This window comes from Protofrankia sp. CiP1_Cm_nod3 (genome assembly GCF_982290655.1).
In genome coordinates this window covers 22,575-29,882 of sequence record NZ_CEVIVD010000047.1, presented here as the reverse complement: position 1 = coordinate 29,882, position 7,308 = coordinate 22,575, and the positions used below count along the sequence as shown (strand labels likewise).

At 76.0% G+C, this 7,308-nt stretch carries 5 protein-coding genes; all 5 read left to right on the top strand.

Features of this window, described 5'->3' with window-relative positions; translation table 11 throughout:
- On the top strand, positions 1-857 hold an 857-nt coding region (locus AC5LUJ_RS11525; protein ID WP_493464919.1), incomplete at its 5' end, for an FAD binding domain-containing protein.
- Positions 854-1,432 carry a (2Fe-2S)-binding protein gene (locus tag AC5LUJ_RS11520; RefSeq protein ID WP_250285993.1) on the top strand — a complete coding sequence of 193 codons (579 nt, stop codon included), beginning with the start codon at positions 854-856 and terminating at the stop codon, positions 1,430-1,432. The genes AC5LUJ_RS11525 and AC5LUJ_RS11520, both read left to right, overlap by 4 nt.
- Before the next feature lie 78 nt (positions 1,433-1,510).
- Positions 1,511-4,102, top strand: a complete 2,592-nt coding sequence (pucD, locus tag AC5LUJ_RS11515; RefSeq protein ID WP_493464923.1) for a xanthine dehydrogenase subunit D — start codon at positions 1,511-1,513, stop codon at positions 4,100-4,102.
- Positions 4,099-5,562 (top strand): allantoinase AllB, encoded by a 1,464-nt coding sequence (allB, locus tag AC5LUJ_RS11510; RefSeq protein WP_250287351.1) that lies wholly within the window; start codon positions 4,099-4,101, stop codon positions 5,560-5,562. Before pucD ends, allB begins: the two co-directional genes overlap by 4 nt.
- Before the next feature lie 184 nt (positions 5,563-5,746).
- Positions 5,747-7,306 (top strand): allantoicase, encoded by a 1,560-nt coding sequence (locus AC5LUJ_RS11505; RefSeq protein ID WP_250290322.1) that lies wholly within the window; start codon positions 5,747-5,749, stop codon positions 7,304-7,306.
- Positions 7,307-7,308: the final 2 nt, after the last annotated feature.

The following is a 7,308-nucleotide window of genomic DNA, read 5'->3' as shown; positions in this document are numbered from 1 at the left end:
TGACCGTGGCCGACACCGTCGAGATCCTCGCCGACGGCGCGGCGGACCTGCTCGCGGGCGGCACCGACCTGGTCCCCGCGCTGCGGACCGGCCGGCGCCGGCCGCGCCGGATCGTCGCCCTGCGCCGGGTCCTGGAGCTGCGCACCCGGGGCGCCAGCGCCGACGGGCTCATCATCGGCGCCGGCGTCACCTACCACGATCTGGCCGGCTGGTCGCTGTCGCCCGGTCTCGCGGCCACTGCGCGCGTCGTCGGATCACCGCAGATACGCAACCTGGGCACGGTCGGCGGAGCGCTCGGCACGGCCGATCCGCGTGGGGATCTGCTGACCTTCCTCAGCGCCGCCGACGCCGAGGTCGTCCTGCGCGGCGTGCACGGCGCGCGGACGCTGGCCGTCCCGTCCTACCTGGCCGAGGGGCGTGACCCGACCGAGCTGATCACGGCGGTCCGGCTGCCGCGGCCGTGCGGTCCCCAGGTCTACCTCAAGATCGGCGCGCGGCAGGCCGCATCGGCCACGGTCGTCTCGTGCGCGCTGGTCGTCGACCGGGTGCGGGAGCGGGTCGCGTGCGCGATCGGCGGGGTGGCCGGCGGGCCGTTGCGCCCGGTCGCCGCGGAGGACTTCGTGCGCGCCGGGGTCGACTGGTCGACGGGTACGGCTCCCGCCGACGTGGTCGCGGGCTTCGGCGAGCTTGTCGCCGAGGCCGTCCGCGCGGTGGACGACCCGCTTCCCGACGACCCGCGGGCCTCGGCGGCCTACCGCCGGCACGCCGCCGGGGTGCTGGCGGCGCGCGCCGCCGGGCGCTGCCTGTCCGCGCCGTCGCCGGCCCGGTCCGTGGACGGGCGGTGGGCACGCCCATGAGTGAGCCCGCCCACCGGCGCGCCTGCGTCGAGGAGGATCCGGCGTGCCCGCCGCGCGATGCCGAGCCGCGGGTGTCCTACCAGCTCCACATCGACGGTGGCGTGCGGGAGGTGACCGATGCCTGGTTCGGGGAGTCCCTGCTGCGTGTGCTGCGCGACCACCTGGGCGTGCTGTCGGTCAAGGACGCCTGTGAGCAGGGCCGGTGTGGCTCCTGCTCGGTCCTGATGGACGGCCGGCTGGTGGCGAGCTGCACGGTCCTCGCCGCGGACGCCGCCGACGCCCAGGTCACGACCGTGGCCGGGCTGGGTGTGGGCGGGCCGGCGCGGGCGGTGCAGGCCGCCTTCCTCGCCCACGGCGCGGTCCAGTGCGGCTTCTGCACGCCGGGATTCGTCGTCGCCGTCACCGACCTGCTGGCCCGGCGTCCCGACGCCGGTGAGGACGAGATCCGCGAGTCGCTGGCCGGCAACATCTGCCGGTGCACCGGCTACGGGCGGATTATCGCCGCGATCCGCTCGGTCCAGGAGGCCCGCCGCCGGCCAGGAGGCTCCCACCAGCGACCGGGGACGGGCCGGTGACCGGGGACGGGCCGGTGACCGGGGACGGAGCAGTGACCGGGGACAGGCCGGTGGGCGGCACGGAAGACCGGGACGATGATGAACCCGCGTCCGCCCGCTGACCATGCCGGACGGACACCGTCCGCCCGGACGTCCGATGATCGAATATTCGCTGGCCGGGAGCCCGTCGATCCGGCGGCCGCCGGCCGGGGCAGCGGTCAGGGGATCGGGGCGCCCGTGCCGCGCCCGGACGGGCCGGCCAAGGCCGGCGGCACCTTCCCGTACGCGGGTGATCTCCACCTGCCGGGGATGCTGCACGCCCGGACGCTGCGCAGCCCCCATCCACGGGCGCGCATCCGCCGGATCAGCACCGCCGCGGCCCGCCGGATGCCCGGGGTGGCGGCGGTCGTGACCGCGGCGGACGTGCCGGGCCGGGCCACCTACGGCCTGATCGTCGCCGACCAGCCGGTGTTCGCCGCCGACGTCGTGCGCTACCAGGGCGAACCGGTGGCGGCGGTGGCGGCGGTGGACGCCCGGACCGCCACCGCGGCGCTGGCCGCGATCGAGGTCGACTACGAGCCGCTGCCACCGTGGACCGACCCCGAGCGGATCGTGGCCGCCGCCCGCGGCCCCGAGCCGCCGCGCCCCGACGGATCGCCGCATGCCGACGGGCTGCCGCGCCCTGACGGGCCGCCGCATGCCGACGGGCTGTCACGTCCTGACGGGCCGCCGTGTCCCGGCGGGTTCGAGCTGCTGCATCCCGACGGGAACATCTTCCGCGAGATCCATCTTCGCCACGGCGACCCGGCGGCCCGCGGCGCGGTCAGCGTCACCGACTCCTATGTCGTGGGCATGCAGGACCAGGCGTTCCTGGGCTGCGAGGCCGCGCTGGCCGTGCCGACGGCCGACGGCGGCGTCGACCTGCGGGTGGCGACGCAGTGGCTGCACTCCGACCGTGAGCAGGTCGCGGCCTGCCTGGGCCTTGCCGAGCACCGGGTGCACCTGGCCCTCGCCGGTGTCGGCGGGGCCTTCGGCGGACGCGAGGACATCACGCTCCAGATCCACGGCGCGCTGCTCGCGCTGGTCACCGGCAGCCCGGTGCGGATCGCCTACGACCGGGTCGAGTCGTTCCTCGGCCATCCGCACCGGCATCCGGCCCGGATGTGGTTCCGGCACACCGCATCCCGGGACGGGCTGCTGGTCAGCGTCCAGGCGCGTCTGATCCTGGACGGCGGGGCGTACGCGTCGTCGTCCCCGGCGGTGCTGACGAACGCGGTCACGCACGCCGCCGGGCCCTACCGGGTGCCCAACGCGGTGCTGGACGGCTGGGTGGTCCGCACGAACAACCCGCCGTGCGGGGCGATGCGTGGTTTCGGTGTCCCCCAGGTGGCCATCGGGCATGAGGCGCAGATGGACCGGCTCGCCGACGCCCTCGGCATCGGCCCGGTGGAGCTGCGCCGGCGCAACGCGCTCGAGCCGGGCGACGTGCTGCCCACCGGGCAGGTCGTGCCCGAGCCGCTGCCGCTGCGGGAGATGATCGACATACTCGTGGACCGGCCGCTGCCGCCGCCGGTCTCCGGGCGGACGCCGGTGACGTCGCTGCCCGGCGGGCGCCTCGCCGCGGCCGACCCGGCCCGCGTCCGCCGTGGGGTCGGCTACGCGGTGGCGTACAAGAACCTGCTGTTCTCCGAGGGGTTCGACGACGACGCCACCGCCCGGGTGCGCCTGGAGACCGGGCCGGACGGCGGGCCCCGGGCGGTCGTGCACAGCGCGTGCGCCGAGGTCGGCCAGGGCTTCGTGACGATCGCCGGGCAGATCGTCCGCACCGAGCTCGGGGTGGACGAGGTGGTGCTCGCCCCGGCGGACACCACCGTCGGCAGCGCCGGGTCGACCAGCGCGTCCCGCCAGACGTGGATGAGCGGCGGTGCCGTGCGCGCCGCCGCGGCAGCGGTCGCGGACGCGTTGCTGGCCCGGGTGGCCCGCCGGCTCGGCCTGCCCGACGACGTCGCCGCGGCGCCGCGGCGGCTGCTGACGCTGGCCGGCGGTGAGATCGTCGCCGGTGAGGCCGGGGTGCGCGTGACACTCGCGGACGCGCTCGCCGACGGGCCGGTCGAGGCGGTGGAGGTCTTCCGCCACCGGCGCACCCAGCCGTTGGGCGCCGACGGCCAGGGTGACGTGCACGTGGCGTTCGCCGCGGCGGCGCACCGCGCGGTCGTCGACGTCGACGTCGACCTGGGGCTGGTGCGGGTGGTGTCGATGGCGCTGGTCCAGGACGTCGGTACGGTGCTCAACCCGCTGTCGCTGCGCGGGCAGGTCGAGGGCGGCACGGCGCAGGGGCTCGGGCTCGCGCTGATGGAGGAGCTGGTGGTGCGGGACGGGGTGGTGCGCAACCCGACGTTCCACGACTATGTGCTGCCGAGCATGGCCGATGTCCCGGAGCTGGACTTCGTCGCGTTGAGCCACCCGCAGCCGGGGGCGCCCTACGGGGTGAAGGGGGTGGGTGAGGCGCCCACCTGCTCGGCGGCGCCGGCCGTGGTGGCGGCGGTGCGCGACGCGGTCGGCCGGGACCTGCGCCGGGTACCGGTCCGCCCTCAGGATCTCCTCGGCCTCGGCGATCCCGATGGCGGTCCCGAGGGTGGTCCCGAGGGTGGTCCTGAGGGTGGTCCTGAGGGTTCCGGCGGTGGCCGGTGACCGAGCCCGGCCCGACAGCGGGCTCCCAGCCGATGACAGCCGCCGGCCGGACGGCGGCGTCCGGCCCGGGCACGGGCACGGGTACGGGTACGGCGCGGACGGCCGTCCGTGGGCCGGTCGAGCTGCCGGAACGCCCGGTCGTGCTGTGCTCGTCACGGGTCGTCACCCCGGACGGTGTCCGGCCGGCCGCCGTGCACATCCGGGACGGGCGGATCACCGCCGTCACGCCGCCGGAGGCGGTGCGCGCCACCCCGGGCGTCACCGATCTCGGTGACCTCGCGCTGCTGCCCGGGGCGGTCGACACCCACGTCCACGTCAACGAGCCGGGCCGGACCGAGTGGGAGGGCTTCGCCACCGCCACCCGGGCCGCCGCCGCCGGCGGCGTCACCACGATCATCGACATGCCGCTCAACGCGGTCCCGCCGACGACGTCGCTGGCCGCGCTGACCGCGAAGCGGGCCGCCGCGGCCGGCCAGGCATGGGTCGACGTCGGCTTCTGGGGCGGGATCATCGGTGCCGACACGCGCAGCCTCGCCGACCTGGCGGCCCTGCACGACGCCGGGGTGTTCGGCTTCAAGGCGTTCCTCGCACCGTCCGGGGTGGCCGAGTTCCCCCACGTCGGGATGGACGTGCTCGCCGCCGCCACCGCCCACACCGCCCGGCTCGGCGCGCTGACCGTCGTCCACGCCGAGTCACCGGCCGTCCTGGACGCGGCGCCGCCTACCGTCGGCCGGCGGTACGCGAGCTGGCTGGCCGCGCGCCCGCCGGCGGCCGAGACCGAGGCGGTCGCCGGGCTCGCCGCGCTGTCCGCGGCCACCGGCGCCCGCCTGCACGTCCTGCACCTGTCCGCGGCGGCGGCGCTGGACGACGTGCTGGCCGCCCGCGACGCCGGAGTCGCGCTGACCGCCGAGACCTGCCCGCACTATCTGACATTCACCGCCGAGGAGGTTCCCGATGGTGCGACTGTGTACAAGTGCGCACCTCCGATCCGGGGGGAGGACAACCGGGAGCGGCTGTGGCAGGGGCTCACCGCGGGCCTGTTCACCGCGGTGGTGACCGATCACTCTCCGTCCGCACCGGAGCTCAGAGCCGTCGAGTCGGGCGACTTCGGGCAGGCGTGGGGCGGGATCGCCTCGGTGCAGCTCGGCCTGGCCGCCGTGTGGACGCAGGCCCGCCGCCGCGGCCACGGCCTGGCCGACGTGGCCCGCTGGATGTGCACCGGCCCGGCCGACCTGGTCGGGCTGGCGCACAAGGGGCGGATCAGCCCCGGGGTGGACGCCGACCTCGTCGTGATCGATCCCGAGGGGTCCTTCGTCGTCGACCCGGCCCGGCTCGCCCACCGCCATCCGCTGACCCCCTACGCGGGCCGGCCGCTGGACGGCGTCGTGCGGGCCACCTACCTGCGCGGCAGGCGGGCCGACGGCGACCGGCCGCCGCACGGCAGGCTGCTGTCGCGATGACCCCGGCATCCGGCGGGGGAGCTGGCTGTCAGGCCATCCGGCGCCAGCGCGCCGGGTTCCAGCGCGCCCGGTTCCAGCGCGGCCGCGTTCGAGTTCCGTCTGAACATCCGAGTTCCCAGCGGTGGACGCCCGTCCCGCACGGTCACGGGCGTCCACCGGAGAAGATCTGTAGAGAAGAGGATCCGTGAGCGACGCTCCCGATCTGACGAATCTTGTCGACCTTGCCGCGGCCCGGTTCGGCGGGTCGGTGGTGGCCGTCAACGACGAGTTCTTCGCGCTCGCCGAACGGATGCTGCTGCCCGAGCCACCGATCGCCCGGCCAGGGGTGTTCACCGAGCGGGGCGCGTGGACGGACGGCTGGGAGACCCGCCGCCGCCGCGACCTGTACGGCTCGGACTGGGCGATCATCCGGCTCGGCGCGCCCGGCGTGGTGCGCGCGGTGACCGTCGACACCTCCCACTTCACCGGGAACGCCCCGGAGTCGGTGGAGATCCACGGCGCCACCCTCGGTGGCTACCCGTCCGCCCCCGAGGTCGCCGAGGCGTCGGTCAACTGGGTCGCCCTGGTGCCCCGGACGCCGGTCCAGGCCGACGCGGTCAACGTCCTGCCGGTGGTGCGGGCCGGGCACACCCGCGTCACGCACCTGCGGCTGACCATCCACCCGGACGGCGGGGTGGCCAGGCTGCGCGTACACGGCACGGTGATCCCCGACCCGAGGCTGCTCGACCGCGTCACCTCCGACCTGGCCGCGGCCTATCTCGGCGGGGTGGTCATCGCGTGCAGCGACATGCACTACGGCGACCGGCACAACCTCAACGCCTCCGGCGAGGCCCGGGTGATGGGGGAGGGCTGGGAGACCCGCCGCCGCCGCGGCGTGGGCCACGAGTGGGCCGTGGTGCGGCTGGTCACCGCCGGCGAGGTGATCAGGGCGGAGGTCGACACCCGGCACTTCCACGGCAACGCGCCCCGGGCGGTGGCCCTGTGGGCGGCGTCCGCCCCCGAGCTGTTCGGCAACGACGAGGTCTCGTCGCTCGAGAAGATCACCCGCTGGTACCCGCTGCTGCCGCAGGTACGGGTGCAGCCCAACACCCGGCACCTGTTCGACCTGGAGGTCCCGGTGGAGGCCACCCACGTGCGGCTGGAGGCGTTCCCCGACGGCGGGCTGGCCCGGCTGCGGCTCATCGGCACGCCGACCCAGACCGGGCGCCAGCAGCTGGCGATGCGCTGGTTCAACGCGCTGTCCCCGGGGGCGGCCCACGCCGAGCTGCTGGGCTGCTGCGGTTCGGAGGACTGGGCCGCCGTGGTCGGCGACGGCCGGCCGTACCCGACGCTGACCGCGTTGCTCGACGCGGCCCGTGAGCAGTGGTGGCAGCTCACCGAGGCGGACTGGCTGGAGGCGTTCACCGCGCATCCCCGCATCGGGGAACGCGGCGCCCCGCTGCCCGCGCCGACCACGTCCACCCGGGCCACCCTGGCCGGGATGGACGCCCCGCGCCGGGAGCAGGCCGCCCTGGACAACGCGAGCCTGGACCTCAAGGCGGCGCTGGTCGCCGGCAACCAGGAGTACGAGGACCGGTTCGGCTACGTCTTCCTGGTACGTGCCGCCGGCCGCAGCGCCGAGGAGATGCTGGGGCTGCTGCGGGAGCGGCTGGGCAACGACCAGGCCACCGAGCTGCGGGTCGCGGCCGGCCAGCAGGCCGAGATCACCGGACTCCGGCTGCGACGGCTGATCAGCGGCTCGTGACC